The sequence below is a fragment of the Mycobacterium sp. NGS22 genome, assembly GCF_059813095.1.
Window position 1 is genome coordinate 78,969 of the sequence record NZ_JCALDY010000014.1, and the last position, 26,152, is coordinate 105,120.

Genomic DNA, 26,152 nt, shown 5'->3' on the forward strand with positions numbered 1-26,152 from the left:
ACCCCGCTTGTTCTAGTCCACAAACTGACTGAGGTCAACAGCGGGGTTCAGCAGGTTGTCATACTCTGCATCGTTCGGGCTACGTAGTCGTCCAGCATCGCGTCGCGGGTCGGCCACGTGTTCGTGGTGATCAGCAACGCGTATAAGCCGAGCAGGAAGAACACCGCGCTGTTCATCGGGATGACATCGACAGCTACGCCGCCGCGTTGCTGTGCCTGCTCGATCTCCCGGGCCACCGCCATGATCACCGGGTGGTCCCTGCCATCCTCCGCCGGCGGACGGGTCTGCGAGAAGTGCAACGCCAGAAAGTCTTTGAACAACTCTTCACCAAGCCGACGTTCCAGTCCGGAGACCAGCCGGACGGCTTCGCGAAGGGCGCCCTCCAGATCATGCTCGGTGTCCAGAAACCGGGCGAACTGGTTCGCGATGCGTTGTTCCTCCCGGTGCTCGAGTTCGAGCAACACGTGTTCCTTGGTGGGAAAGTGGAAGAAGAAGGTGCCGTGCGCGACACCGGCCGCCGTCACGATCGCCGCGACATCCGCTTCGGCCATACCTGATCGCTTGAATTCCGCGACCGCGGCACCGAGTAGCCGCTCCCGCGTCTGCAGACGCTTGGTCTCGCGCGCCGAGATCTTGTTGCTGGCCGTCATTATCCGATCTGATTCCTCGTCAAACCCGACTGCAAACAGTAGCGCGCCGGCGTTGTCCAAGCCAGCCAGCAGCCTGACGCGCTGCTGTATTTCATCGTTGACTTAAGTCAGTTTGAGTCGTTAGATGATGTCGACGTCACCGCGGGCCGAGGAGCAGGGATGGCACTGGAGCAGTTCAACTTGGACGGACAGGTCGCCATCGTCACCGGCGCCGGGAAGGGTGTCGGACAGGGCATCGCCAGGGTCCTGGCCGAGGCGGGTGCGACCGTAGTGGGTACCGCGCGTACGGAGTCCGACATCGTGGCCACCATCGACGGCATCGAGGCGGCCGGCGGAAAGGGGTTGGCGCTGGTCGCCGACGCGATGAGTCGTCCCGACGGAGAACGCGTCGTCTCGACCGCCATGGAGAAATTCGGTCACATCGACATCCTGATCAACAACGTCGGCGGGGCAACGTACGCAAGGTTTCTCGATATCACCGACGAAGACTTCCAGCTCGCTTTCGACTGGTGCGTGACGTCTACGTTCATCATGAGCCAGCTCGTCGCACCGCACATGCTCGAAGCCGGACACGGCAACATCGTCAATATCTCCTCGGGCTCAGCACGTTTCGGCATCCGCGCACTGGCCGCGTACTGCACCGCCAAGGGAGCCCTGGAAGCCTTGACCCGCGCCATGGCCCAAGAACTGGCCCCGAAGATCCGGGTCAATGCCATCGCGCTCGGTTCGTTCGCCACCGACGGGCTGCAGTCGAGCCTGGATTTGATGCCGGGGTCGCTGGAGAAGATGCAGGAGGCCACGCCGCTGCACCGGCTGGGCAATGTCGAGGACCTGGGGCGTCTGTGCGTGTACCTGAGCACGCGTGACTGCTACGCCACCAATGCGATCTTCCACGTGGACGGCGGAATCGAGTCGAACAACTCGCCCTTGCCGATCCCTGACTACTAAAGGAAGGCTGCCGATGCGCAGAGTGATCCAGTTCTCCACCGGGAACGTCGGTCGACATTCGTTGCGGGCCATCATCGGACGGCCGGACCTCGAGCTGGTCGGAGTTCACGCCTCGGGTCCCGCGAAAGTCGGTAGAGACGCCGCCGAATTGTGCGGGTTGAACGAACCAACCGGCGTCACGGCCACCGACGACGTCGATGCCCTGGTGGCCCTCGGGGCCGACTGCGTGGTCTATACGGCGCTCGGCGAGACACGGCCGATGGAAGTCATCGACCAGCTGACCAAGTTTCTGGCGGCAGGCATCAATGTCGTTGGCACGTCGTTGGTTTGGCTTGCGAATCCACGGCAGGCCGATGAGTGGCTGCGGGAGCCGCTGCAGCGGGCGTGCGACGCCGGCAACGCGTCGCTGTATGTGAACGGCATCGACCCAGGGTTCTCCGGGGACACCCTGGTGTACTCAGCGTGCAGCCTCACGACCCGCGTCTCCTCGATCATCGTCCAGGAGATCTTCGACTACGCGAATTACGACGACTACGAATTCACCGGCACTTCAATGGGTTTCGGCCTGAAGCCGGATGACGATCCGCCCATGCTGTTCCTGCCTGGTGTCGTGGTGTCCATGTTCGGCGGCGCGATCCGGAATCTGGCAGACCATCTCGGAATCACCCTCGACGAGGTGCGGCAACGCGATGAACGCTGGTTCACTCCGGACCCCATCGACTGCATCATGATGAAAGTGGAGCCGGGCGGAATGGCCGCGGTCCGGTTCGCCGCCGAAGGCGTCGTCGACGGGCAGCCGGTGATCACCCTCGAGCACATCACGAGACTCACCAGCGCCGCGGCACCCGACTGGCCCTACCCGCCCGACGGCCAACCCGGGGTACACCGCGTCGTCGCCGAGGGAGAACCTCGGATAGAGATCAACACACATGTCTCGCATCCGGTACTCGATACGACAGACGCCGGCTGCATCTCCACCGCCGCCCGGGCGGTGAACGTCATCGACTGGGTTTGTCGTGCCCCGGCGGGATTGATTGCCGCGGACGAGATTCCACCGGCGGAGGCACTCCGCGGTCTCATGTGGAAGGAGTAGCGATGACGCAGACCGCGGACAAGAAGTATCGGGTCATCCAGTGGGGCATCGGCAATGTGGGAACGCTGGCGTTGCGCCATTTCGCCGACAACCCCGTCTACGAGGTCGTCGGTGTGCTCTGTAGCCGCCCCGAGAAGGTCGGCAAGGACGCCGGTGAACTCGTGGGAGTCGCTCCGTTCGGTGTGCTCGCGACAACCGACAAGGCAGCTCTGGAAGCGCTGGATGCGGACTGTGTGTTCTACGCGCCGTTGTGGTCCGACATCGACGAAATCTGCCGCCTCCTTCGTGGCGGCAAGAATGTCGTCGCCTCCGGTGGCGCCTGGTGGTACCGAACCGAGACGAACGCCGCCGACGTCGACAAGATAGAAGCGGCCTGCCGGGAGGGCGGCACGTCATTTCACGGCGGCGGGATCCATCCCGGGTTTGCCGCGGACCTGCTGGTGCTGACGCTGTGCCGGATCGCGAGCCGGATCGACCGCATCCATATCTATGAAGTGGTGAACTTCAACAAGGACACGCTCAAATATCTCGACGAAATGGGGTTCGGAAAAGATCCCGCCGAGTTCGAAGCGGGGAATCTGTTCGGAGCCGCCTGGCCCCTGTTCGCGCAGTCGCTGTCCATGGTGGTGGACGGCGTGGGCAAGACTGTCGAGAAGTTCACGACGGAGACCAAGGTGGGAGTGGCCACCCGCGACATTCCTTATGAGGGAACCGAAGAAATGGACATGCCCGGATTGAAGGGAGTCATCAAGAAGGGCACGGTGGCCGCCCAGCAACACGAATGGACGGCGTGGGTGGACGGCCGGCCCTTCATCACGCTGCACGAGAGATACGCGTTCATCGAGCACGACGCCATCGACCCCCGTCCCGACTGGGACGGCTACTACCACTACCGCCTGGTGGTGGAGGGCGACGTGTCCACCGAGTTGATTCTGCGTGGTGCCGCCGACGAACACGGTGACCACGGAAACCCCGGCTACACCTGGACGGCGATGGGACCCGTCAATGCGATCCCGGCGGTCTGCGACGCACCGCCGGGGTTCCTCACCCACAAGGAACTCGGACTGGTCACACTGCGCGGCGTGGTGCGCTAACCAGCGAATTTTCGGGTTTGCTGTGAACTCCTTTTAACGAGGTCTCTCGTTGGGTACCTACCGAAGGGTCGGGTACGGGCTTCGGGAGGTTCACAGTGACGGCGAGTCCCAGCGCACAGGCGGCGCGATCCGAGTTGCCCCGCCACAGCCGGATCGCGATCGTGGGCAGCGGTTTTTCCGGTCTGGGGGCGGCAGTCAAACTCAGCGAGGCCGGTCACCAGGACTTCGTCGTGCTCGAACGCGGTGACGATGTCGGCGGCACCTGGCGCGACAACACCTATCCGGGCGCGGCCTGTGACGTGCCGTCGCACCTGTACTCGTATTCGTTTGCCCTGAACCCGAATTGGACGCGTTCCTTCTCCACTCAACCGGAGATCCAGGACTACATTCGCGGTGTCGCGGAGAAGTCCGGAGTGCTGGATCGCCACGTCTTCGGCTGCCATGTGAAACGGGCGGCATGGAACGAACAGAACAACGTGTGGGAGCTGTCGACCACGAAGGGCGACCTGACAGCCGATGTGCTGATCGGTGGCTTCGGCGCACTGGCCGAGCCGTCACTGCCTGACATCCCCGGTATCGACGACTTCGCCGGCACGTTGTTCCACTCGGCGCAGTGGAACCACGACGCCGACTTGACCGGGAAACGTGTCGCGGTGATCGGCACGGGCGCCTCGGCGATTCAGTTGGTCCCGGCCATCGTCGACAAGGTCGCCCACATCGACGTCTATCAGCGCACCGCGCCGTGGCTGCTGCCCCGATTCGACCGGCCGTTCACGCGGCCGGAACGATGGGCATTCCGCAAGATCCCCGGCTTGCTCCGGCTGGCCCGTGCCGGCATCTACACGGCGCGTGAAACCCAGGTCGTCGGATTGGCCAAGTACCCGAAGATGATGAAGCCCTTCGAGCTGATCTCACGCGCCAAGATCCGGCTGGAAATCAAAGATCCCGAGCTGCGGCGCAAGGTGACACCGAACTTCCGGATCGGTTGCAAACGAATGCTGATCGCCAACGACTGGTACCGGGCCCTGGACCGTGACCATGTCGATTTGGTGACCGACGGCATCCGCGAGATCGACGGGAACAAGATCGTCACCAAGGACGGCTCCGCACGCGAAGTCGACGCACTGGTGGTGGCGACCGGGTTCCATGTCACCGATTCACCGATGTTCGACACCATCTGCGGCAGCGACGGGCGCAGCCTGAGCAAAGTCTTCGCCGAGGAGGGAATGCGTGCCTACAAGGGCTGCGCGATCTCCGGTTTCCCAAATCTGTTCGTGCTGGTCGGTCCCAACACGGGCCTCGGGCACACGTCGATGGTCTACATGATCGAATCCCAGCTGAACTATGTCGTCGACGCCGTCGACACCATGACCCGCGAAGGGATCACCCGTCTCGAGGTGCGACCCGACATCCAGGACAGCTACAACGAACAACTGCAACGCAAGCTCGCCGGATCGGTCTGGATGACCGGGGGATGCGCCAGTTGGTACCTGGACGCTCAGGGCAACAACACGACCTTGTGGCCGGACTTCACCTTCCGCTTCCGGCAACGACTCAAGCGCTTCGACACCGACGCCTATCAAACGTCGTCGAAGGCTGATGTCCAACCAAGTCTGGCCCTCAACGGTCAAGCCCGGTAGCGGCCACCGATGGGATCGGTCAAAGGCAAGGTTGCAGTTGTCACCGGCGCCGGCTCGGGTATCGGCCGGGCTCTGGCCGTCGGCTTGGCACGGCGCGGCGCCCGGTTGGCGCTTTCCGACGTCAACAAGGAAGGTCTGGCCGAAACCGCCGGGCAGACCAGAGATCTCGGAGCTGACACGCACGAAGACGTTCTCGACGTCAGCGATCGCGAGGCGGTCCACGATTACGCCGCGTCGATCGTGGATCACTATGGAGTGGTCCACCAGCTCTACAACAACGCGGGTGTCGCGGGCGGTGCGGCGCCGGTCGTCGACTGCGACTACGAGACCTACGAGCGGATCATCGGGATCAACCTGTGGGGCGTGATCAACGGGACGAAAGCGTTCCTGCCGCACCTGATCGCGTCGGGGGACGGGCACGTCGTCAATGTGTCCAGTCTCAACGGGCTGATGGCGCAGGCCTCGATGAGTGCTTACTGCACAAGCAAATTCGCGGTGCGTGGCTTCACCGAGTCGCTGCGGGCGGAGATGCTGGCGGCCGGCCATCCGGTTCAGGTCATGGTCGTCCATCCCGGCGGTATCCGCACCAACATCGCCACCGCGGCACTCGACGAGGCCAAACGGGCCGGCAAGGAGCTCAGTCCCGAGCAGCTCAAGCGGGCCGAGGCCTACAACGAGAAACTGTTGAAGATGTCACCGGAGAAGGCGGCCGAGGGCATCGTGAAAGCCGTGGAAGCCAATCGGGGCCGAGTGCTCATCGGCAACGACGCCCGGGGTGTCGACCTGTTGGTGCGGCTGCTGCCGCGCCACTACCCGCGGCTGGCCGTGTGGTGGGAGGAACGCACCTTCGGCAAGTCATGAGGCCCCACCCCAGTCACTCGAATGCGATCACGCCGCGAATGTTCTTGCCCGCCCGAAGGTCCTTCATCGCTTCGTTGATGTCGTCGAGTTTGTACTTCTGGGTGATGAGCTCGTCCAGCTTGATCAGGCCCGCCTCGTACATCGACAGCAGACGGGGCATGGCTTCGCGCGGATTCATCTCGCCGTAGAGAGCGCCCTTGAACGTCTTGCAGGAGTAGATCATGTCGGTCAGGACCATCGGCACCATCAACTCGGTGAGCTTGGGCACCCCGGTCAGTACACAGGTGCCCCCTTTGCGTACCAACATCATGGCGATCAGCACCATGTCCGCGGGGACGACGTTCGGCGTGAGAATGACCCGGTCGGCCATCACGCCCCAGGTGATCTCGCCGACCAGTTCCAGTGCGGCGCCGGTGTCGACGGCGGTGTGGGTGGCCCCGAAGGCCGGTGCCATCTGCCGTTTGAACTCGTTCGGGTCGACCGCCACAATGTGCTTGGCGCCGGCGACCTTCGCCCCTTGGACCGCGTTCATGCCGACTCCGCCGACGCCGATCACCACGACGGTGTCGCCGGCTTCGGTACCCGCGGCCACCGAGCCCGACCCGAATCCCGTTGTGACACCGCAGGAAACCAGGCAGTCGGCATCCAGGGGGATCCAGTCGTGCACCTTGACCAGTGATCGCTCGGAGGCCACCACGTATTCGGAGAAGGTTCCGACCTGCATCATCGCCATCAGGTCTTCGCCGTCGAGGTGGCGCCGGTGAGTGCCGTCGGTGGTCATGGCCTTGCTGTGGATGTCGGCACCGACGTCGCACAAATAGGTGCGGCCCGTGGTACACCACCGGCAGTTGCCGCAGGCGGGAAGAAACGAGACAGCAACGTGATCACCGGGTTTCAAGGTCCCGACCTCGGGCCCAACCGCTTCGACGACGCCGGATCCCTCGTGGCCACCGAGCAGGGGGAACCATTCGGGCACCGGACGGCCGGCTGCCCGCATCATCTCCTCCATCTCCGGGGTGGGCACACTGTCACCGGTGTAAAAGTGCTCGTCGGAGTGACAGATGCCTGCGTAGGACATCTTGACCAGGACTTCACCGGCATGCGGCGGGTCGAGTTCGATTTCTGTTACGTCCCAGTCGAATCCGACTCCGCGCAGCACCGCTGCTTTGGACTTCATCGCCGTCTCCCTCGGGTCGTCACCATTTGCGGAGTTCCTTGACTGCGCTGGAAGCGCGCGGAGCGAGTGTCAGATAGGGAATGAAACCGCTGTTACCGCAACGGATTATGTTGTCCACGACGTCGGTCAGATGCTCGGCGTCGATGAGTCCGCCCAGCATGTATTTGTTTTCCATCCAAAATCGGATGGATTTCTCCAGGACGTCGGGATCCCAGTTCTTGTTGAACTCGGTCATCGAGTCGCCGGCGCCGCCGAGGCTGTCGCCCACGGCCAGGCGGGTGAAGCCGATCTCCGGGTGTTCGATGCGCCACGCCTCGACCAGCTTGTCGAGCGCCCCCTTGGTGACGGCATAGGACCCGAGCATCGGCCATGGCGTGGTGTAGGACGCGCTCAGCGAGGAAAGGTAGACGGCCGAACCGCCCGTCGCGGCCAAGTGGGGCGCGGCGGCGGCGGTGACCAGGGACGCTCCGGTGACGTTGGTGGCGAACAACAATGCCCATTGTTCTGCCGTCACCTCTTGCAACGGCGCCAGAACGCCCATCCCCGTCGTGTACACCAGGGCATCCAGACCGCCCAGGGCGTCGACGACCTCAGTGATTGCCTCGCGGCAGATTTCGGCAACGGTGACATCACACGCAACGGCCACCGCGCCGTTGCCCGCTTCCTTCGCGGCGTCGACCAACCTGTCGTACCGACGGGCCAGCAGTGCCACCTGGTTGCCGCGCTGGGCAAGCCCGGTGCCGATGCACCGGCCCAGACCTGCCGAAGCCCCGACCACCGCAACCCGCAACGGCCGATCCCGACCGCTAGACATGGTGGTTCGCCCTGTTCGTGCCGGTCGGGCCGTGGATCATGGGTCGAGGCTGCACGAGTCTCCTTATGCAGTGGGTGGAAGCGAACGTATCAGCGCCCGGAGGGGCGGTATCTGGTTTTCGGAAGCAAACATTTCCGCACATCCGAGTCGGTTGCAAGACTTGAGCCAATGAATCACCGCCGCAGGACTTTTCGGGGTTGGACCGCAAAACTGAGCAGGAGACGGTCGAGGATCTGGGCGGCTCTGCGACGAGCCCGGTTGGGATGTGCGGCATGCGCGACGAGTCTGGAGGCTTCTTCGAGCGCGGCGACGATCATGTGGGTGAGCTCCTCGATCGGCTGATCGTCGATGATCCCGTCGGCGATCGCCGCGCGGACCATTTCGTTGATAAGAGCGATGCTGTTGCTTTCCTGAATGCTGCGCAGGGTCTGCCAGCCCAGCACCACCGGCCCGTCGACGAGCATCACCCGCTGAACTTCGGGTTCCAGTGCCGCGTCCAGGAATCCGTGTAATCCGCGGGTGAGCCGTTCCCAGGGGTCCGCACCGGGCGGCGGAGCGGCGATGGAACGCAAGGTGAGGTCGTTCTCCACTTCCTCGAACACGGCGCGGAACAGTTCGGCCTTGTCCTTGAAATGGTGGTAGAAGGCGCCGCGCGTGCCGACGCCCGACCTGGTCACCAGGTCGCCGATGCTCGTCTTGAAATATCCCTGCGCCACAAACAATTCCCGGCCGGCGGCGACGAGGTCGCGCCGGGTCCGGTCGCCGCGCGCACGGCGATCGTCGTGGGAACCGCCCCGCTGCGCCATGCCGATGATCGTAACAACATTCAGCTTGTATGTTGAGCTCCGGCCGAATGCGCCGCGGCGCCGTTCGACGCAACATTCGTGATGTATGTTGCCGAGTATGGCAGACGGTGGGGTTCGCGCATACGGGTCGGTCGCACCATTGAAGGTCGGGTTGCTCAACGACTATCCGACGAGCGGCGACACCGACAACAACACCGTGGCCGCGCTGCGACTGGCGCTGGACGAAGCGCTGGAATCCAGACTGATCGACCGACCGGTCGAGCTGATTCAGCGCAACGTCGTCGGACTTCCCAACGGCACCTATCACGCCGTGGAACGCGGCTTCGACGAATTGGTGGCCGAAGGGTGCCTGGCCATTTTCGGACCCTGGGTCTCCGACAATGTGGTGCCGCTGCGGTCGCACGTCGATGCGACGGCGAAGGTGCCGATCCTGACCTTGTCGGGATCGGAAAACGCGCTGGGCGAGTGGTGCTTCGCATTGAACAACGGGTCGATGGCCGAGGAGCCGGTGATGCTGGCCGCGGTACTGATCGGTGACGGTCATTCGCGGATCGCCATCGCCTACGAGGCGTCGCTGATCGGCAAGGAGTATCTGTCGTTTGCGGAAAAAGCCTATGCTGCGGCGGGTTTGAAGGTCGTCACCACGGTTGCCATCCCACAGGTAGAGGCTGACAAGACCGAGGCGGTGGCTGCGCTGCGTGCCGCCGAGCCCGATGCCGTGGTCCACGTCGGGTTCGGGCACGGGTTGTGGGGATTCAGCGACGCACTGCTGGCCGCGGGCTGGGATCCCGCCCGGTACACCACGACCGCGTTCGAAATGGCTCACATCAACGCCGAATGGATGCGTCACCTCTCGGGCTGGGTCGGTTTGGACAGCTACGACGAGCGCAATGCGGTCGGCCAGGCTTTCCTGGACCGGTTCGAGAAGCGCTACGGTCGGCGGCCGGGACATTCCATGCCGGGTCTGTCCTACGACGCGGCGACCGTCATCGTGCGCGGGCTGGCGGCGGCTCGCCCGCTGACCGGCGAAGGCGTCAAGCATGGAATCGAACAGGTGAAGCTCATACCGTCGGCGAGTGGGGCGCCCGGGACATTTCTGCGGTTCGGCCGCTACATCCGGCAAGGTTGGTTGGGGTCGGACTATCTGGTGGCCCGGCGCGTGCTGCCGGACGGTTCGGCACACGTCTTTCATGCCGCGCCGAGTGAGCACATTTCACGCGCGGTCGGGGTCACGTTCGGCTAGCTGGATCGCACCGAACACCGTGGCCGTCACAATTCCGGACGGTTGATCCAGCACATACGGAATGGCGCGCACCGCTCCCATGGCGATCATCAGGTGACCTGGCATGGCGTGCTGGCCGGTGGGCAACTGTCCGTCCCAGCCGACGTCGAGTTGCAGTTCGAAGCTGGGGACGCCCTTGATGACCGCGCGAATCAACGGCGCCTTCTCGCCCGGCGCCAGCGGTGCCATGCCCCACTGCGGTAGCTCGCGCGTCAGCACCCATTCTTCGTGGATGGCCAGCAGCGGTCGGCCCGACCAGTGGCCTACCCAGGAGAACCGCTGTCCCACAACAGTTCCGGCCTCGATCGTGCCGGCGAGCACCTCGATGTCGTGGGGCAGCGTGGTGGCGTCGACCGACACGTCGATGTGCGACAGGGCGATTCCCAGGACGTCGGCGGTGGCGTTGAGCGCCTGCCGGTAGGCCATGTCGAGCTTCTTGATGATGGGGGAGTCGACGGTGGCGTCCTCGGGAGGGCGGCCCATGCCCATCAGGTCGACCAGCATCGGACGGCTGGGGACGGCCGACACGTCGGTGGCTTCGTAGAGATCGATGCGGTCGATGGTCTTGCTCAGCCCGGTCACAGTCGCGACGAGTCGCTCGAACATGAATCCCGGGTTCTCACCCGCGGCGTGGAACCGCGACCCGCCCGTCCGGCAGGCCGCCACGAACGCGGCCTCGGTGTCGGCGCCGTAGGTGGGCAGGTGGTTGTAGGAGGTAGTCGTGATGACGTTGCTGCCGGCCGCCAACAGTCGGCAGATGTCTTCGGCGTTGGTCTCGACGGTGTGCGCTTTGCTGGCGGCGTGCACGACGACATCCGCTTTCAGCGCGACGATTTCGTTCTTGTCCGTGGTGGCCGCCACTCCGGTGGTAGGCGGTAGCCCGCACAATTCCCCGGCGTCCAGGCCGGCCTTGGCAGGGTCGTACACCAGCACCCCGACCAGTTGATAATCAGGATTCTCGATGAGCTCCTGTAACGCGGCGCGGCCTACCGCGCCGGTGGCCCATTGCACGACTCGAATGGCCAATCGAATGCTCCAGGTTGCTTTTTGGGGTTTCGCCCGCCGCTGGTTGGTTCAACATACATCATGTAGGTTTGCAACCGACGGGCTGTAGGTTGATGCGCGGCAGGAGGGTGCATGACGGAACGGGCGGTCACCGACGGCATCGATCAGCGCATCCGCGAAGCGCAGGCGAAGTTCAACGCCGGGATGGGTGCCGACGGTGACGCCACCCCGTATCCGCTGTTGCGTGAGCTGCGTGCCAGAGGTGCGGTGCACCCGGGGTGGCCGGAGATGGGCGTACCCGAAGACATGGGGAACGGGCGCAAAACGTACACCGCATACTCGTTTGACGCCGTCAAAAGCGTCTTCACCGACAACATCACCTTCAGCACACGGTGCTACGAAGACGTGGTGCGGCCGTTGCAGGGGCCGACGATCCTGGAGATGCAGGAGCCTGAGCACGCGATCTATCGCAGGTTGCACGAGTTCGCGTTCGCGCGTTCATCCATGAAACGTTGGGACGCCGAACTTGTGGGCCCGTTGGTCGATCGCACCATCGCAAAGATCCGTGACGACGGACGGGCCGATCTGGTGGACACGGTGTTCATGCCCATTCCGGTGCGGGTGATCGCGGCCCTACTCGGGTTGCCCGAGTCCGAAATCGGCGAATTCCATCGACTCGCGATCGACCTACTGGGCTTCCGCGGCGACATGGCAACCGCAATGAAGGCCTCCGCGGAGATGAAAGAGTATTTCACCGGCGTGTTGGCCGACCGGCGCAAGTCGCCGAAGGACGATATGGTGACCATCCTGTCGCAGGCCAGGATCGACGGCGTCAAGATGTCCGACGAGCAGATCTATGGGTTCATGCGCAATCTGTTGCCGGCGGGTGCGGAAACCACGTCGCGGTCGACGGCCAGTCTGGCGATGGCGTTACTGACTCACCCCGATCAGCTTGACGCGGTTCGCGACGACCGAAACCTGTTGCCGCAGGCCATCGAAGAGGGCATCAGGTGGGAGACCCCGCTGTTGAACTTCATGCGCGAAGTGACGCTTGACGTCGAGTTCTTCGGGGTGAACATCCCCAAGGGCGCAACGATGATGCTGAATCTCGGTTGCGCCAACCACGACGAAACCCGCTGGGAAAACGCCGAATCTTTCGACATCTTTCGAGAACGTAAGCCGCACATCGGGTTCGGTCACGGTGCGCACGTGTGTCTGGGCATGCACCTGGCGAGGTTGGAAAGCATCAAGATCTTCAACGCCCTGTTCGACGAATTGCCGGGCCTGAGACTCGATCCCGGTGCGGCTCGGCCATATGTGACCGGCACCATGTTCCGCTCACCGCCCCGACTCGACGTGGTGTGGGGATGACCCGCGTCATCCAATGGACCGGCATCACCGGCATGATGTCGCTGCGGAACGTGCTGACCCACCCGGACCTGGAACTGGTGGGCGTTCGGGTGTACGACACAGAAAAAGCGGGGGTCAACGCCGGCACGCTGTATGGGCTGCCGGAGGCGGGAATCCCCCTTGCCCTGACGGGTAGTCCCGTGTGCCACATGGGATTCACGTGACGGCGGTGACAAGCGCTGTCGGAGCTAGATGAAGTCCGAACCTCCGTCGACGTTGACGGTCGCGCCTGTCACGTAGCCGTTGCGGCGGGATGCCAGGTAAGTGGTGACCGACGCGATCTCCTCGGGCAGCCCGGCACGGCCGATGTCGCACGGGTGACCGTACGTGTTCTCGACCCACGTCATCACGTCGTGCGGATTCGAAGAATCGAGACCGTCGGCGGCCAGCACATCCTTGAGGATCTCGGTGAAACTGGCCGTCACGATCGTTCCCGGACAGACACAGTTGACCAGAATCCCCTCAGCTCCAAGGCTCTTCGACAGATTCTTGGTAAAGCTGGACAGCGCCGACTTCGCGGCCGTATAGGCGACCAGGCGTGCGCTCTGACGTTGAATCGAGTGCGCGGACAGGGTGACGATGCGCGCCCAGTCGGCGGATCGGAGCACCGGCAGCGCAGCCCGAACCGAACGTACCGCCGACATGGTGCCCAGATCGAAGGCGGCGTGCCAGTCGTCGTCGTCGAGGTCATCGAACGCACCTGCGCTCGGACCGACGGTGTGCACCAGCACATTCAGACTGCCCCACGCATCGCGCACCGAGGCGAAACCGGACTCGATAGATTGCGCATCGGCCATGTCGACCCTGATCGGCAGCACCCGCGGCGCCCCGGCAGCGCTGATGCGTCCGGCCGCGGACTCGAGCGCGGATTGCCCGCGCGCCATGATCGCCACCGAAGCGCCTTCGGCGCCCAGGGTTTCGGCGATCGCCAGTCCCATTCCCTTGCTGCCTCCCGCGACGACGGCCGTCGCGCCCTGGAAACCCAAGTCCATGAATCCTCCGATCAATCGAGTCCCTGCCAACATAGCGACCTTGTTTGCGCTTCGTGCCAACGCATCTTTCCGGCTGGTGGTCGAGACGAATGCCGTTGACCCAGAATCCGCAATCGCCGATCGGCGGGTACCGGCGCGAGCGGGCTCGGGACTGGTGTCATTCGCCGCGCCGCCGGCTCTGCGCGTCGCAGGACTCTCCGGCGAGCAAGCCGGGACCCTTGTAGCTTTAGTCGCGTTGCCGCGCAGAGTGATGCCCAAGCGTTCGCAGCATCTCGCTGAGTCGCTGTGCCAACGCGGACTTCTTGACCTTGCCGGTCGCGGTGAACGGCAACTCGTGCTTGGCGGCGACCCAGATGAATTTCGGCACTTTGTAGGCGGACAACCGGCTGCGCAATTGCTCGCGCAAGGCTTCACCGTCCAATAGCGACGCCCCGCGCGGTACCACTGCCGCGGCAACGACTGTTCCGCGGCCGGGGTCCTCGGCCCCCACCACGTATGCCTCCAGCACGCCTTCGCAATCGGCAAGCGCGAGTTCGACTTCGGCGGGGGTGACGTTGGTACCGCCGCCGGTCTTGATCAACTCGCCCAACCGGCCGGTGAAAGTGATCCAGCCGTCGTCGTACGCGACGCCGCAGTCGCCGGTGCGATAGTAGCCATCAGCTGTGAACACCTCCTCACGTTCACATTTGTGCAAGCGCTGCATCAGCGAATAACCGCGAACCCAGATTTCGCCTGGCGTGCCGCGGGGCACCGGTTGCCCGGTGGCGGGATCGACCAAGAGGTGAGTGAGTCCCTCGATCGAAACTCCGCCGGTTCCCGACCGGTCGGGCGGCTGCGGTACGTAGGGATCGACTCCGATGTGATTGCCGCACAATTCGGTCATACCCAACGCGTTGGGTCCCGCCGGACGACGTTGCGGCGGCACCATCGCGGGCATGCTGGTGCGCTGCACGGATTTCAGGTTGTGGCGGGGGAATTCGGGGTGCTCGGCCAGAGACTTACCCTGTTGCGGCCAACCCAGGGTGATCGTCGCTTGGTAGCGCTCGATGAGTTCCAATGCTTCTGCCGCGTCGAACGCCGGCTGGGTCACCAGCGTCGCGCCGTGGTGGATCACCGCGTGCAGGCCGGTGATCAATCCACCCACCCAGAAGAACGGCATGGCGGTGAACAGCACGTCGTCGTGTGTGACGCCGTAGGTGAAAGTGAGGTTGTAGGTATGGCGAACCAGAGCGCCCTGTGTGTGGACGGGACCTTTCGGGTCACCGGTGCTGCCGGAGGTGTAGACGATCGACACCTCATCGGCGGGCGTGACGCAGGATTCCACGTCGACCAGAAAGTCGGCCTCGGTAGCCGACAGCGTGCCTTCAGTTTTGAGCATTGTGGTCCAGCCCCGCGCCATTGACCCGAACACGGCGACAGTGCGCAGGAAAGGCGCAGTGCGAACCGCGATCCGACCGGGGTTGCGTTGTTCGGACAGTCCCGGCAGCGCTTCCTCCAGCCTCGCCAGGAAGTCGTTGTTGCGGAAACTCGGCCACGTCAGAATGGCTTTGAGATCGGCGTGGCGAATGGCCCATGCCAACTCGGATGACTTCTGGAAGGTGTTCAGCGGGACGGCGACCGCGCCGATGCGCGTGGTGGCAAACCAGGCAAGTGCCCAGTCGACACAGTTGGGCAGCAGGATCCCGACGTGGTCGCCCTTGCCGATCCCTTCGGCCATCAGCGCGCTCGCCAGGGCGGCGGAGCGCTGATCCAGCGCGGTGTAGGTCAATTCCTGGTCGCAGGCGATCAGGAAAGGCTTGTCGCCGAAACGTGCCGTACCGGATCTCACCAGCTCCGGAATGGTGGGCGAGATATTCGGAAACGGCACATACGCAGGATAGTAGGTTTCGCGAAATCCGAGAACATCGGTTCTCGCGAGCGGATAGTACGCGGTCACGGCGAGCGGCTGTCGGCCAGTCCGTGAAGCACGCGTCCTCACATTGGTTACGATCAGGGTAGAACTGCCATTCTCAGAACATGCAGACGTATGTTTTTGATGCCACGCAACCATCGGAGGGCAACATTCCCGTCGACGAGGTACTCAGCGGAGTCCGCGTATTGGAGGTTGCCGCCTGGACTTTCGTACCGTCGGCCGGGGCAGTGCTGGCCGAGTGGGGCGCGGAGGTCATCAAAGTGGAACCACGCGACGGGGCGATCTTATGAGCGTGCCGTCACCACAGGCCGTCTCCGGTGATTCCCTGGACTTTGACCCGTTCTCGGAGGACTTCTTCAACGGGGCGTTCGACACCTACCGACGTCTTCGTGACGAAGCGCCGGTGTACCACAACGCCAAATGGGACTTCTGGGCCCTGAGCCGCTACCACGACGTCGCTCCCGCCACCAAGGATCACGAAACCTACTCGTCGGCCAAGGGCGCGACGCTGGACATGGTGAAGGCCCATGACAACGCGATTCCGGTGCCCAAGGTGATCATCTCGATGGATCCGCCAGAGCATCAGAAGATGCGCAGGCTGGTGAGCAACGTGTTCACCCCGCGTGCCATCGCGGCGCTGGAAGACATGGTGCGCGAAAAGGTCTACGAACGCATCGAAGCTCTCGACCCCACGTCCTTCGACGCGGTGGCGGATTTCTCGGCACTGTTTCCGAACGAGGTCATCACGACCATGCTGGGGGTGCCCAAACAGGACCGCGACCAGATCCGGGTCTGGCTCGACCTGTTGCTGGAACGCCATCCCGGCGACATCGCCACCACCAGAACGGGTTACGAGGCCTCAGTCAAGACGGGTGTCTACTACTACAACCTCGTTCAGCAGCGCCGCGCCGAACCGCAGGACGACATGATCAGCCGCCTCATCGAGACCGAGATCGAACGCGACGGCCAGATCGAGAAGCTCACCGATGTGGACATCACCGGATTCGCCACCATGCTCGGTGGAGCCGGCGCCGAGACGGTGACCAAGCTCATCGGCAACGCGATGGTTGCGTTTGCCGACTTTCCCGACCAGTGGCAGAAGTTGCGTGCGGACCGCAGCAAGATCCCCGCGGCGATCGAAGAGTTGCTGCGCTACGAGGCGCCGTCCCAGTACCAGATCCGCACCGCCACACGCGATGTGACGTTGCACGGCACGACGATCCCCGAAGGCGCCGCCGTTCTGCTGGTGACCGGTTCAGCGACCCGCGACGAGCGGATGTTCCCCGATCCGGACCGGCTGGATATCGACCGGGAGCGCAAGATGGGCTTCAATCTCGCGTTCGGCTACGGCGTGCACAGCTGTCTGGGGGCGGCGCTGGCGCGAATGGAAAGCCGCATTGCACTGGACGCTCTACTGGACCTCGTCCCCGAGTACGAGGTTGACCGCCGCGGGTTGCGCCGGGTGGCGATGTCCAATGTCTGCGGCTGGTCGAACGTACCCGTGCGCAGGCGGGACTGAACCGGCGATTCAGGCGGGAACTTTGATTCCCAACTGCTCCATCGCGTTGCCGCCCATGATCTTTGCCCTCGCCGACTCAGAAAATCCCTCGAGCCTGTCGACGAAACTCAACGGGTCACCGATGCCCTCCGGGTGCGGAAAATCTGAGCCGAACATGACGTGGTCTTCGCCCATGATGTCGACGATTCCCTTGAGGTCGTCTTCCAGGAACGGGTGAATGTAGATGTTGCGCTTGAACACCTCGACCGGATGCTCGTCGAACTCCTTCGGCATGATCCGGTAGGCGGTGTTCAGTTGCTCCAGGAGGTTCCTGACCCAGCCGCTGCCGTTCTCCACGCACAGGATCTTCAGGTCGGGGAAGCGTGACAGCGCGCCATGACAGATCATCGCCGCCAAGGTGTCCTCGATCGCCCGGTGACCCATCACCACCTCGCGAAGCGCGCTGGGCTTGAACGACAGGTACTCGTCACCGCCCTCCCACTCCATGAGGTGCTTCTGGTAACCGCTGTCTGAGGCGTGCATGGTGACCGGCATCCCGACCTTCACCACCTCTTCCCAGAACGGGTCGAACTCGGGCAGGCCCATGGAACGCGACCCGCCGAAACGGCTAGGCACCGGAGCCGGGCGGACCAGGAAGGTCTTCATACCCCGTTCAAGACCCCAGTGGAACTCCCTGATGGCCTCCTCCACGAGGGGCAGGCAGATCACCGGGGTCGCGAAAATGCGGTCCTGGTAGTCGAATGTCCAGTGTTCGCGCATCCATTCGTTGAGCGCGTGGATGATGGCATGGGTGAGGACCACGTCGTCGGTGGTCCGTTCCTCGATCAGGCTCGCCAGGGTGGGATACATCACGCAGCGGTCTATGCCGAGGTCGTCCATCAGCTCGAGCCGGGGGCCGGGAGACTGGTAGGCGGGTATGACATCCATTGCCTCGCCGACGAATTCACGGAACGTCAGCCCTTCGGGATTGTTGCCGAGAAAGTAATCTTCGGCGCTGCCCGGCCTGGCTACCCGCGCGAACGTCGGGTTGGGGATCATGTGGCTGATGTGGTCTTTGACGACGAGTTTGGGCCGGCCGTTGACCTCGACATAACCGACCTTGCCGCGGTGCTGTTTCGGGAGGTATTTGGTGAGCGCATCCGTCGTCTCGTACATGTGGTTGTCGATATCGAAAACCGGGTACGGCAAAGCGCGGGCAGGCATGTCAGATTCCTCCTGAGCAGCGAATATGATCATTTACGCTCACTGAGAATGACGTTATCACCTGCCGGTCCAGGCGTCGACCACCGCCTCCGTCGTGGTCACCGTGGCCAGCAGCGCCAAACTGTTGTCGATGACCGTCTCCGCGTATTCACGCGGATAGCCACTCACTGCGTCGCGCGGCAACACGAACTGGTAGCTACGGTTCACCGCGTCCATGACGAAGTTCGGGATCGCGATGTTGACCGAAACACCCACGCCGACAATCGTCTTGATGCCCAGGTTGCGCAGCACCGAATCAAGATCGGTACCGCACATCGGTCCGACGCCATGCGTGCGGGTAAGGACCAGATCGGTGTCCACCGGTCCCAGTTCCGGTAGCACCGAGGCGCCCGCGCTGCCCGGTGTCAGTTCGGCGGAGAAGGACTTGCCTGCCGCGAACAGTCGGGCATTGGTGTTGGATCCGCGGCCGTCGGGACGGCGCTGAACCAGACAGTGCACGACGGCAACACCCGCCGCCCGTGCGGCGTCGAGCAGTTTGGCGATGTTCGGGATCGCCTCGCGGCGAGCCTCCTCGGCAAGCAACGGCAGGCCGGCCTGCGGACCGATCACACCCCCCTGGCATTCCTGCGTCACCAGCGCGGTGGTGAGGGGATCGAGCAGTTCCTGAAGGCTTGGTTGCGGCATGAGAATAGACGTTATCGCGCCGCGATGAACTCCTCGGCGAAGGCCCGGGCATGCTCGATCACCTCGGCCCGGTCCGCACCGGGTGGAGCGATGGTGAGCCACGTGACGCCGGCCTTCTCGAGCCGGTCGATGGTGGCGTGGCGCTCGTCTGCCGATCTGTTGTCGTCCAACAGATTTCCCGCCGAGAAGCAGATGTCCAGCGGCTCGGTCCGGCCGATCTCGACCGCGTACCGTTTGGTCCAGTCGATGGCGGCTTCCAAGTCGTCGAGCGTAGCGATCTCCGCCGTCCGTGACGCGGTCGCGTAGCCGAACGTGTTGAACGGCGCCCACCCTTGGGCGCGCGAGACCGCCCGGCGGATGGCCGGCTTGCTGTTGCCGCCAATCCACACCGGCGGCAGGGTCTCGGGCAACGGGCGCAACCGGACCCCCCGGGATGCGAACGACGTGCCGTGATAGGCGATGTCCTCACCGGTCATCACCTTGCCCAATACGTCCAGCGCTTCATCGAGCAGCGCGCCGCGGTTGTCGAAATCGATTCCCAGCGCGCTGAATTCAGGCTTCAGATAGCCGGCAGCGGTGCCCAGGATGAGCCGTCCATTGGACAGCACAGCAAGGCTCTGAATCGACTTGGCGCCCAGAAAGGGATTGCGGTAGGCCGCGATATAGACGTTGGTCAGCAACTTGACGTCGGTCGTCGCGGCGGCGGCGAATGACAGTGCGACGAACGGGTCCAGGGCGTGGTGACCACCGTGGTCGAGCCACTTGGCGTCGGGTGCCGGATGATCGGTGACGTGCACTGCGGCGAAACCGCTTGTCTCGGCTGCCTTTGCGATGTCGGCAATGGCGTCGGCCGAGACGAACTCGGCTACCTTCTCGACTCGCTGGGTGGGCAATTCTAGGGAGAACGAGACGCTCACGTGAGTCCTTTCACTGCGGAGACAAGTACTGCCAGGCGCTGCGCGTGATAGTCGGGAGTCCCGAACATCAGTTGGGTGGCTTTGGCGCGGCGGACGTAGAGGTGGGCGTCGTGCTCCCAGGTGAATCCGATACCACCATGGATGCGCATGTTGTCCAGCGCAACCCGGAGAAAAGCTTCCGAACAGACCAGTTTCGCGACCGCGGCCACGGTGGCCAGCTGATCGGTCTGGGCCACGTCGGCCGCGTGTGACGCCGCCGAACGCGCCCCCTCGACCAGCACCAACATGTCCGCGCATCGATGCTTGACAGCCTGGAAGCTGCCGATCGGCCGTCCGAACTGGATGCGGTCCTTGGCGTAGCCGACGGCCATGTCGAGGCAGCGTTGCGCCGCGCCGACCTGTTCGGCGGCCAGTGCGACGATGGCGACATCCGAGGTGCGCGCCAGTCCGGGCGCGGCAGCACCGTCGGTCCCGATCAACTCCGCCGCGACGCCGTCGAAGTCCACACGGGCGACCTTGCGGGTACGGTCGAGTCCGGCCAGCCGCGTGCGATGTAGACCTTCCGCTCCGGCATCCACCGCGAACAGAGAGACGCCCGCTTCGGTATTTGCCGCTGCCAGAACGACATCTGCGGTATGCCCGTCGAGCACGAGCGGTGCCGTGCCATGAATCCGGTGGACGCTGCCGTCGCGCTGCGCGCGCAACGTCACAGCGTCTGGTTCCCACGCCCCGAGTCGGCCGTTGAGGATCAGCGTCGCGGTGCTCGTACCGTCGACCAACGCCGGGACGTACCTCTCGATGGCGGTGCGGTCGGCGCTGGCCAGAATCGCCGGGGTGGCCAGCGCGACCGTGGCGAAGAAGGGGGAGACCAGCAACGCCGCACCCATCTCCTCCAACACCACCGCCAGTTCGGCGAGCCCCGCGCCGGCCCCGCCCCACTCCTCGGGTACGGCGACACCGGTCAGGCCCAACTCCGCGGCCAGCTGGTGCCAGGACGACGCGTCGAAACCGGTATCGGTCGCCATCAGCTCGCGGACGGTGTGGCTGGACGATTTCTCCGTCAGAAAGTCGCGTACGACGCTGCGGAGGTCGTCGACGTCACTTGACGGCACGCGCTGCCTCCAACTGCCGGTCCGCCCCTCGAATAGGTGTAGCCGGATCAGGATAGTATCTTTGCTGAAATGGAGAATAACCATTCTCGCATGGAGGAGCCACGTGGTGACGAAGCTCGACTACGGGATATTCGATTGCGACACCCACTGCTACGAGACGCGGGACGCGTTCACTCGCTACCTTCCCAACCGTTTTCACGACCGCGCCATCGCCCCGGTCGTCGCCGCCGACGGCAAGGAGGTCATCCTCGCCGGCCACCGGATCGCCACCTTCAACAGCGAGGCCGGACTGGGGTTCGACCTGGCCTACCGGCCAGGTTCGCTCAAGGAAATGCTCAAACAGATGGGCTCGGGCAACCCGGACGAGACCTATGAGCCCCAGCCGATGCAGCCCGAATACCTGGAGCGGGAACCGAGATTGAACGTGATGGCCGCACAGAACGTGGAACGTGCGGTCATCTTCCCGGCAGGTATGGCCCTGGCCGCCGAGCACTATGTCGACGACACCGAGGCGCTCTATGCCAATCTGCGCTCGTTCAACCGCTGGTTCGACGAGACATGGGGATTCAACTATCAGGACCGGCTGTATGCCACCGCGTTGTTGTCGCTGCGAGACCTCGAGTCGTCGATCCGGGAAACCGAGGCGATCATCGAGCAAGGCGCACGCCTGGTGCTATTACCGACGGGGCCTGCCTATGGGCGCTCACCCGGCGACCCGTACTTCGACCCGATCTACGCGCGGCTACAGGAAGCCGGTTGCACCCTGGTCTTCCACATCCAGCCGTACTGGTATTTCACGGCCATCTCGCCGGCTTGGGGGCACAGTCCCGACCCGGCCGCGTGGCACATGTCTGCCTGGCAGTGGATGAACATCTACGGGCAGCGGCCGATCGAGGACACCCTGTCCGCACTCATCTTCGACAACCTGTTCGGGCGGTTTCCCGGACTGAATGTCCTTGTCGCCGAACATGGTGCGGAGTGGGTGCCGCAGTTCTGCATCCACATGGACAAAAGTCGCGGGATGGGCCGCAACGGTCCCTGGATCGGCGGCAAACTGACCGAGCGCCCGTCGCAGATCTTCCGCCGCCACGTCGGCGTGGTCCCGTATCCCGAGGACGACATCCCGACCATAGTCAACCGGCTGGGTTACGACGAATGCCTGCTGATGGGTTCGGACTATCCGCATGCCGAAGGACTGGCCGAACCGGCCGATTTCGTCAAGCTGCTCGACCCGCTCGACGACGGCGCCAAGCGACGGATCATGCGCGACAACGCCGATCAGCTGCTCGCTCGGAGCTAGGACCTGTGCCGGACGACGACGTCGACCTGGAGTTGCTGCGGTCGTCGGCGCGCAAGTTCCTGGCGGAGCGGGCAGACAGCCAATCCATCGGCGCCCTGGCGGCGCTGGACTGGACCGGCCTGCTCGTCGACGAAACCCTGGGAGGTGCCGGCTGGCGCCCCGTCGAGTCGTGCGTCGTCGCCGAGGAACTCGGCCGGGCACAGGATGGCTCGGCGTGGTTCGGGACGGTGGTGTCCGCAGCCGCGGTCGCTGCGGCGCCCGAGGAAGTCAGACAGCGTTGGCTGCCAGACCTATTGCGCGGTGCCGTCACGGCCGGGATCGTCGTGGGAGACGGCACGCGAGTCATCCGTGGTGATGTGGTGGATCTTGTTGTGGCGTTGCGAGACAACGGTGTTCACCTCATCGACGCCGCGGGTCCACAGTGTCGCCGAGCTGACGGTGATCTGTTGGACGTCACCCGCCCGGTTTGGTCCATCGACGTTGTCGGCGTGCCGAGTGTGCCGATCGGCCCGGCCGAGTTGGCGCGCCGGCTGTCGGCGGTCGCCCGCGTGCTCGTCGCCGCCGACTCGGTCGGCGCTGTCGCCATGACGCTGGAGCGGCTGACGTCCTACCTCAAGGAGCGCATCGCATTCGGGGCTCCGATCGCGAGCTTCCAGGCGGTTCAGCACCGGTTGGTGGAACTGTTCGTCTTCGTGGTCAAAGCACGTGCCATCGTGATGAGGGCGGCTCGTGCGCTCGCGGCGGGCGAGGACCGCGCGGCGGTGTTGACGACGTCGGCTCATGCTTTCGTCGCCGCGAAAGCAGCTGCCGCCGTTGATGAATGCATGCAGTTGTCGGGCGGGATCGGCTTCACCTGGGAGTATCCGCTGCACTACGAATTGCGGCGGGTGTTCGACAACGGACAGCTAATCGGCACCGCACGGACGAGCCGGGCCCTGTTCGCCGAGGAGGCTGGCTGGTGAGCGATTTCGGGCCCAGGCCCAGCGCAGAACAGTTGGCGGCGTTCAGAACTCGGGTCAGGGCACACATCACGCAACACGCGCCTACCATCGAAGCCCGTGAAGGGCATCGGGCGCCGAAGAACCCCGCGCAGGAAGCGCAATTGCGCAGCTGGTTCGCCGGATTGTTCGAGGCGGGCTTCGTCGGTGCGGACTGGCCCGTCGAGTACGGCGGCAGGTCTGACCATCATCCGCTACACGACCGCATCGTCAGCGAGGAGATCCTGCGCGCCCGGGCGCCGCGCCCGGTCGACCAGGTCAATCTTGCTGCCCATGTACTGCTGCACTTCGGCTCCCCGGAGCAGAAGCGGACTCTGTTGCCGCCGATCCGCAGCAGCGAGCACGTGTGGTGCCAGCTTTTCAGCGAACCCGATGCGGGCAGTGACGTCGCCGCAATCCGCAGTCGCGGTGTGCGGCAGGACGACGGCAGCTGGGTCATCGACGGACAGAAAACGTGGATCACCGACGGGCATTGGGCCGACATGGGTTTGGCGCTGATCCGGACGGATCCGACGTCGTCACGTCATCACGGACTTTCGGTGTTCGCCGTCCCGTTGACCGCGCCCGGCGTCCAGGTCCGGCCCATCCGCACCGTCGGGGACGCGATCGAGGTGAACGAGGTCTTCCTGAGCGGCGTGGTGGTCGGTTCCGACAGTCTCGTCGGTGAAGCGGGTCAGGGCTGGTCGATCATCATGGCCGGTCTGGACTTCGAGCGTTTCGGTATCGGCGGCAACGTGGTGCTGCTCGAACTGCTGATCGACGACCTGGTGACGGTGGCGCGCTACGGGCACGTCGACGGCACGCCGGCGTGGGAGCACGACGACATCCGCCAGGCCGTCGCCGAGTTGGGCGTCGAGGTCGAGGTGGCGAAGTCGTTCATCGACGACCATGTCGAGCGGCTGATCGCCGGCGCCGACCAGCCCGGCGACGGCTCGATCGCCAAGCTCAGCTTCGCCGAGACCTACCATCGGATTTCTGCCTACGGCGCCGAACTCGCCGCCGCCACAAGCGAATCCATCACGAACGACACGGAAGTGCAGCGGGCCAAACAGCGTCTGCGAGAATGCTGGTTGTGGTCGCGCGCTTATACGATCTCCGGTGGAAGCTCCGAGATAATGCGTAACATCCTCGCGAAACGTCGACTGTTGTTGCCGAGCGGCTGATGTCCGAAACGTATTGGGGCCTGGTCGAAACCGCAGCACGGACACACCCCGACCGAATTGTGCTCGTTGATGACTTTGGCCGCAGCCTCACGAATTCCCAGTTGCACGAAGCAGCGGAGAAGACGGCGGCGGCGTTGGCTGCTGACGGAGTCCGCGACGGCTCCGTAGTGTCGTGGCAGCTGCCGACCACGCTGGAGACGATGGTTGTCATGGTCGCTCTGGCGCGTCTCGGCGCCGTCCAGAACCCTATCCTGCCCATCTGGCGCGAGAGCGAAGTCGGCTTCGTGACAGCGCAACTCGGAACCAACGTGATCATTGTGCCGGGTGTGTGGCGCGGCTTTGACCATGTCAAGCTCGCCGGAGCCCTCGCTAAGGATAGGCCGATGACCGTGGTGGTGGTTGACCACGCGGCTACGATTGCCGACGGCCTACGGCTTCCGGCCGGTGACCCCGCGTTATTGCCCGCGCCGCCGACGGAAGCAACCCTGCCGCGCTGGGTCTACTACTCATCGGGTACCACCGCAGCACCCAAGGGCGTGCGGCACTGCGACCGCTCGGTGATCGCCGGGTCCGCTGGGGTGGTCGGCATGTTCGGTGCGTCGAATAGTGATGTCAACCCGATTGCCTTTCCTGTGTCACACATTGGCGGTGCGGCGATGCTGGCGGCAAGTCTGCTCACCGGCATGCGGCTGGTTCTATTCGACGTATTCGATCCGGTCCTCACACCAAAGGCGATCGCAGCGCATCGGCCGACGATGCTCGGCTCGGCGACCCCCTTCTTCGTGGCCTTCATGGCCGCGCAGCGCGAGCACGGCACGGATCCGCTATTTCCCGATCTCCGCGGTTGCGTTGGGGGAGGTGCGCCCATCACCGCTGAGTTGGGGCGACAAATTCGCGAGACCTTTTCGGTAGCAGGCGTTGCAAACTCATGGGGATTGACCGAGTTTCCCGTCGTGACCTCGCCCCCACCGGACGGAGAGCCCGCGATTCTTGATAACACCGTCGGTCGGCCCGTGCCGGGAGTCTCCGTGCGCGTCGTCGATGACAACGAGCGCGACGTCGACACCGGTGAGGAAGGCGAACTTCGACTCAAGGGACCGCAGTGCTTCCTCGGATACGTGGACGGCTCGCTCGACGCAGACGCCTTCGACGCCGACGGCTGGTTTCGTAGCGGTGATCGGGGGCGGATCAACGCCGACGGCAACGTCGTCGTCACCGGCCGCATCAAGGACGCGATCATCCGCAATGCGGAGAACATCTCGGCGCTCGAGATCGAGGGTGTGCTGGCCGAACACCCCGCGGTCGCCGACGTCGCGGTCATCGGTGTACCGGATCCCCGCACCGGAGAACGGGTTTGCGCCGTGGTGGTTGCCGAGGACGGGAGCGACGTCACGCTCGCCGAGTTGGCCGAACATTGTCAGGCGCAGGGGTTGAGCCGGCATAAATCACCGGAACGCCTGGAGTTGGTGCAGGCACTGCCGCGCAATCTCACCGGCAAGGTGCTGAAGAACGAACTGCGGACGCGGTTCACGTAGGCCGCATGACTTCGTCCGCGATCTTGACTGGCACGGA

General features: G+C 64.1%; 24 protein-coding genes and 1 pseudogene. 14 read left to right on the plus strand and 11 right to left on the minus strand.

Annotated elements, in window-relative coordinates; genetic code table 11:
• Nucleotides 1–47: 47 nt before the first annotated feature.
• Nucleotides 48–650, minus strand: a complete 603-nt coding sequence (locus AC5Y47_RS15360; protein WP_499944866.1) for a TetR/AcrR family transcriptional regulator — start codon at nucleotides 648–650, stop codon at nucleotides 48–50.
• A gap of 159 nt (nucleotides 651–809) precedes the next feature.
• Between AC5Y47_RS15360 and AC5Y47_RS15365 the strand changes: the two genes are divergently transcribed.
• The 5 genes from AC5Y47_RS15365 to AC5Y47_RS15385 all read left to right on the plus strand — a co-directional run bounded on the left by AC5Y47_RS15365 (nucleotide 810) and on the right by AC5Y47_RS15385 (nucleotide 6,286).
• Entirely contained in the window at nucleotides 810–1,598 is a 789-nt protein-coding gene (locus tag AC5Y47_RS15365; protein WP_499944868.1) for an SDR family NAD(P)-dependent oxidoreductase, read from the plus strand.
• A 13-nt stretch (nucleotides 1,599–1,611) separates the two neighbouring features.
• Entirely contained in the window at nucleotides 1,612–2,691 is a 1,080-nt protein-coding gene (locus AC5Y47_RS15370; protein WP_499944870.1) for an NAD(P)H-dependent amine dehydrogenase family protein, read from the plus strand.
• Nucleotides 2,692–2,693: 2 nt separating this feature from the next.
• On the plus strand, nucleotides 2,694–3,785 hold the full coding sequence (locus AC5Y47_RS15375; RefSeq protein ID WP_499944872.1) for an NAD(P)H-dependent amine dehydrogenase family protein: 1,092 nt from the start codon (nucleotides 2,694–2,696) through the stop codon (nucleotides 3,783–3,785).
• 95 nt (nucleotides 3,786–3,880) lie between these two features.
• Nucleotides 3,881–5,425 (plus strand): flavin-containing monooxygenase, encoded by a 1,545-nt coding sequence (locus AC5Y47_RS15380; protein ID WP_499944873.1) that lies wholly within the window; start codon nucleotides 3,881–3,883, stop codon nucleotides 5,423–5,425.
• A gap of 9 nt (nucleotides 5,426–5,434) precedes the next feature.
• Nucleotides 5,435–6,286: an SDR family NAD(P)-dependent oxidoreductase gene (locus AC5Y47_RS15385; protein WP_499944875.1), complete on the plus strand. Its 852-nt coding sequence runs from the start codon at nucleotides 5,435–5,437 to the stop codon at nucleotides 6,284–6,286.
• A 13-nt stretch (nucleotides 6,287–6,299) separates the two neighbouring features.
• Here AC5Y47_RS15385 and AC5Y47_RS15390 read toward each other — a convergent pair whose 3' ends face one another.
• The 3 genes from AC5Y47_RS15390 to AC5Y47_RS15400 form a co-directional block, all read right to left on the minus strand.
• Complete coding sequence (locus AC5Y47_RS15390; protein WP_499944876.1) at nucleotides 6,300–7,463, minus strand: NDMA-dependent alcohol dehydrogenase; 1,164 nt, start codon at nucleotides 7,461–7,463, stop codon at nucleotides 6,300–6,302.
• A 19-nt stretch (nucleotides 7,464–7,482) separates the two neighbouring features.
• Entirely contained in the window at nucleotides 7,483–8,277 is a 795-nt protein-coding gene (locus AC5Y47_RS15395) for an SDR family oxidoreductase (RefSeq protein WP_499944877.1), read from the minus strand.
• Between the two features lie 173 nt (nucleotides 8,278–8,450).
• Nucleotides 8,451–9,083 (minus strand): TetR/AcrR family transcriptional regulator, encoded by a 633-nt coding sequence (locus AC5Y47_RS15400; RefSeq protein WP_499944879.1) that lies wholly within the window; start codon nucleotides 9,081–9,083, stop codon nucleotides 8,451–8,453.
• Nucleotides 9,084–9,180: 97 nt separating this feature from the next.
• Here AC5Y47_RS15400 and AC5Y47_RS15405 point away from each other — a divergent pair, with 97 nt between their 5' ends.
• Nucleotides 9,181–10,326: an ABC transporter substrate-binding protein gene (locus tag AC5Y47_RS15405; RefSeq protein WP_499944880.1), complete on the plus strand. Its 1,146-nt coding sequence runs from the start codon at nucleotides 9,181–9,183 to the stop codon at nucleotides 10,324–10,326.
• On the opposite strand, the gene AC5Y47_RS15410 is transcribed toward AC5Y47_RS15405, so the two are convergent.
• A complete protein-coding gene (locus AC5Y47_RS15410) occupies nucleotides 10,297–11,376 on the minus strand; it encodes an NAD(P)H-dependent amine dehydrogenase family protein (RefSeq protein ID WP_499944984.1) in 1,080 nt (359 codons plus the stop codon). The genes AC5Y47_RS15405 and AC5Y47_RS15410 overlap by 30 nt on opposite strands.
• Nucleotides 11,377–11,502: 126 nt before the next feature.
• On the opposite strand from AC5Y47_RS15410, the gene AC5Y47_RS15415 reads away from it, so the two are divergent.
• Both AC5Y47_RS15415 and AC5Y47_RS15420 read left to right on the plus strand, forming a co-directional pair.
• Complete coding sequence (locus tag AC5Y47_RS15415; protein WP_499944881.1) at nucleotides 11,503–12,741, plus strand: cytochrome P450; 1,239 nt, start codon at nucleotides 11,503–11,505, stop codon at nucleotides 12,739–12,741.
• Nucleotides 12,738–12,944 (plus strand): hypothetical protein, encoded by a 207-nt coding sequence (locus AC5Y47_RS15420; protein WP_499944883.1) that lies wholly within the window; start codon nucleotides 12,738–12,740, stop codon nucleotides 12,942–12,944. The genes AC5Y47_RS15415 and AC5Y47_RS15420 overlap by 4 nt, the downstream gene beginning before the upstream one ends.
• A 24-nt stretch (nucleotides 12,945–12,968) precedes the next feature.
• Here AC5Y47_RS15420 and AC5Y47_RS15425 read toward each other — a convergent pair whose 3' ends face one another.
• Both AC5Y47_RS15425 and AC5Y47_RS15430 read right to left on the minus strand, forming a co-directional pair.
• Nucleotides 12,969–13,772 carry an SDR family NAD(P)-dependent oxidoreductase gene (locus AC5Y47_RS15425; RefSeq protein WP_499944884.1) on the minus strand — a complete coding sequence of 268 codons (804 nt, stop codon included), beginning with the start codon at nucleotides 13,770–13,772 and terminating at the stop codon, nucleotides 12,969–12,971.
• Nucleotides 13,773–13,998: 226 nt separating this feature from the next.
• Entirely contained in the window at nucleotides 13,999–15,639 is a 1,641-nt protein-coding gene (locus AC5Y47_RS15430) for a class I adenylate-forming enzyme family protein (RefSeq protein WP_499944885.1), read from the minus strand.
• A 149-nt stretch (nucleotides 15,640–15,788) separates the two neighbouring features.
• On the opposite strand from AC5Y47_RS15430, the pseudogene AC5Y47_RS15435 reads away from it, so the two are divergent.
• Nucleotides 15,789–15,962, plus strand: a pseudogene (locus tag AC5Y47_RS15435) (CoA transferase); the annotation flags it as partial.
• A 14-nt stretch (nucleotides 15,963–15,976) separates the two neighbouring features.
• Nucleotides 15,977–17,203 carry a cytochrome P450 gene (locus AC5Y47_RS15440; RefSeq protein ID WP_499944886.1) on the plus strand — a complete coding sequence of 409 codons (1,227 nt, stop codon included), beginning with the start codon at nucleotides 15,977–15,979 and terminating at the stop codon, nucleotides 17,201–17,203.
• 9 nt (nucleotides 17,204–17,212) lie between these two features.
• On the opposite strand, the gene AC5Y47_RS15445 is transcribed toward AC5Y47_RS15440, so the two are convergent.
• Genes AC5Y47_RS15445 through AC5Y47_RS15460 form a run of 4 tightly spaced genes read right to left on the minus strand, consistent with a single transcriptional unit; the run spans nucleotide 17,213 to nucleotide 21,119 of the window.
• Nucleotides 17,213–18,406, minus strand: a complete 1,194-nt coding sequence (locus tag AC5Y47_RS15445) for an amidohydrolase family protein (protein ID WP_499944888.1) — start codon at nucleotides 18,404–18,406, stop codon at nucleotides 17,213–17,215.
• Nucleotides 18,407–18,463: 57 nt separating this feature from the next.
• A complete protein-coding gene (locus tag AC5Y47_RS15450; RefSeq protein WP_499944890.1) occupies nucleotides 18,464–19,090 on the minus strand; it encodes a cysteine hydrolase family protein in 627 nt (208 codons plus the stop codon).
• An 11-nt stretch (nucleotides 19,091–19,101) separates the two neighbouring features.
• A complete protein-coding gene (locus AC5Y47_RS15455; protein ID WP_499944891.1) occupies nucleotides 19,102–20,007 on the minus strand; it encodes a TIGR03619 family F420-dependent LLM class oxidoreductase in 906 nt (301 codons plus the stop codon).
• Nucleotides 20,004–21,119 (minus strand): acyl-CoA dehydrogenase family protein, encoded by a 1,116-nt coding sequence (locus AC5Y47_RS15460; protein WP_499944892.1) that lies wholly within the window; start codon nucleotides 21,117–21,119, stop codon nucleotides 20,004–20,006. Before AC5Y47_RS15460 ends, AC5Y47_RS15455 begins: the two co-directional genes overlap by 4 nt.
• Nucleotides 21,120–21,222: 103 nt before the next feature.
• Between AC5Y47_RS15460 and AC5Y47_RS15465 the strand changes: the two genes are divergently transcribed.
• Genes AC5Y47_RS15465 through AC5Y47_RS15480 form a run of 4 tightly spaced genes read left to right on the plus strand, consistent with a single transcriptional unit; the run spans nucleotide 21,223 to nucleotide 26,115 of the window.
• Complete coding sequence (locus tag AC5Y47_RS15465) at nucleotides 21,223–22,419, plus strand: amidohydrolase family protein (protein ID WP_499944894.1); 1,197 nt, start codon at nucleotides 21,223–21,225, stop codon at nucleotides 22,417–22,419.
• Nucleotides 22,420–22,424: 5 nt separating this feature from the next.
• Nucleotides 22,425–23,381: an acyl-CoA dehydrogenase family protein gene (locus AC5Y47_RS15470; protein WP_499944895.1), complete on the plus strand. Its 957-nt coding sequence runs from the start codon at nucleotides 22,425–22,427 to the stop codon at nucleotides 23,379–23,381.
• Nucleotides 23,378–24,580 (plus strand): acyl-CoA dehydrogenase family protein, encoded by a 1,203-nt coding sequence (locus AC5Y47_RS15475; protein ID WP_499944896.1) that lies wholly within the window; start codon nucleotides 23,378–23,380, stop codon nucleotides 24,578–24,580. Before AC5Y47_RS15470 ends, AC5Y47_RS15475 begins: the two co-directional genes overlap by 4 nt.
• Nucleotides 24,580–26,115, plus strand: coding sequence for a class I adenylate-forming enzyme family protein (locus tag AC5Y47_RS15480; RefSeq protein ID WP_499944898.1), 1,536 nt, complete (start codon nucleotides 24,580–24,582; stop codon nucleotides 26,113–26,115). The genes AC5Y47_RS15475 and AC5Y47_RS15480 overlap by 1 nt, the downstream gene beginning before the upstream one ends.
• Nucleotides 26,116–26,152 lie beyond the last annotated feature (37 nt).

Bases quoted from the DNA above. Each gene is read 5' to 3' on its own strand.
- AC5Y47_RS15360 (WP_499944866.1), bottom strand. From the start codon at position 650: ATGACGGCCAGCAACAAGATCTCGGCGCGCGAGACCAAGCGTCTGCAG.
- AC5Y47_RS15365 (WP_499944868.1), top strand. From the start codon at position 810: ATGGCACTGGAGCAGTTCAACTTGGACGGACAGGTCGCCATCGTCACC.
- AC5Y47_RS15370 (WP_499944870.1), top strand. From the start codon at position 1,612: ATGCGCAGAGTGATCCAGTTCTCCACCGGGAACGTCGGTCGACATTCG.
- AC5Y47_RS15375 (WP_499944872.1), top strand. From the start codon at position 2,694: ATGACGCAGACCGCGGACAAGAAGTATCGGGTCATCCAGTGGGGCATC.
- AC5Y47_RS15385 (WP_499944875.1), top strand. From the start codon at position 5,435: ATGGGATCGGTCAAAGGCAAGGTTGCAGTTGTCACCGGCGCCGGCTCG.
- AC5Y47_RS15390 (WP_499944876.1), bottom strand. From the start codon at position 7,463: ATGAAGTCCAAAGCAGCGGTGCTGCGCGGAGTCGGATTCGACTGGGAC.
- AC5Y47_RS15395 (WP_499944877.1), bottom strand. From the start codon at position 8,277: ATGTCTAGCGGTCGGGATCGGCCGTTGCGGGTTGCGGTGGTCGGGGCT.
- AC5Y47_RS15400 (WP_499944879.1), bottom strand. From the start codon at position 9,083: ATGGCGCAGCGGGGCGGTTCCCACGACGATCGCCGTGCGCGCGGCGAC.
- AC5Y47_RS15405 (WP_499944880.1), top strand. From the start codon at position 9,181: ATGGCAGACGGTGGGGTTCGCGCATACGGGTCGGTCGCACCATTGAAG.
- AC5Y47_RS15415 (WP_499944881.1), top strand. From the start codon at position 11,503: ATGACGGAACGGGCGGTCACCGACGGCATCGATCAGCGCATCCGCGAA.
- AC5Y47_RS15420 (WP_499944883.1), top strand. From the start codon at position 12,738: ATGACCCGCGTCATCCAATGGACCGGCATCACCGGCATGATGTCGCTG.
- AC5Y47_RS15425 (WP_499944884.1), bottom strand. From the start codon at position 13,772: ATGGACTTGGGTTTCCAGGGCGCGACGGCCGTCGTCGCGGGAGGCAGC.
- AC5Y47_RS15445 (WP_499944888.1), bottom strand. From the start codon at position 18,406: ATGCCTGCCCGCGCTTTGCCGTACCCGGTTTTCGATATCGACAACCAC.
- AC5Y47_RS15450 (WP_499944890.1), bottom strand. From the start codon at position 19,090: ATGCCGCAACCAAGCCTTCAGGAACTGCTCGATCCCCTCACCACCGCG.
- AC5Y47_RS15480 (WP_499944898.1), top strand. From the start codon at position 24,580: ATGTCCGAAACGTATTGGGGCCTGGTCGAAACCGCAGCACGGACACAC.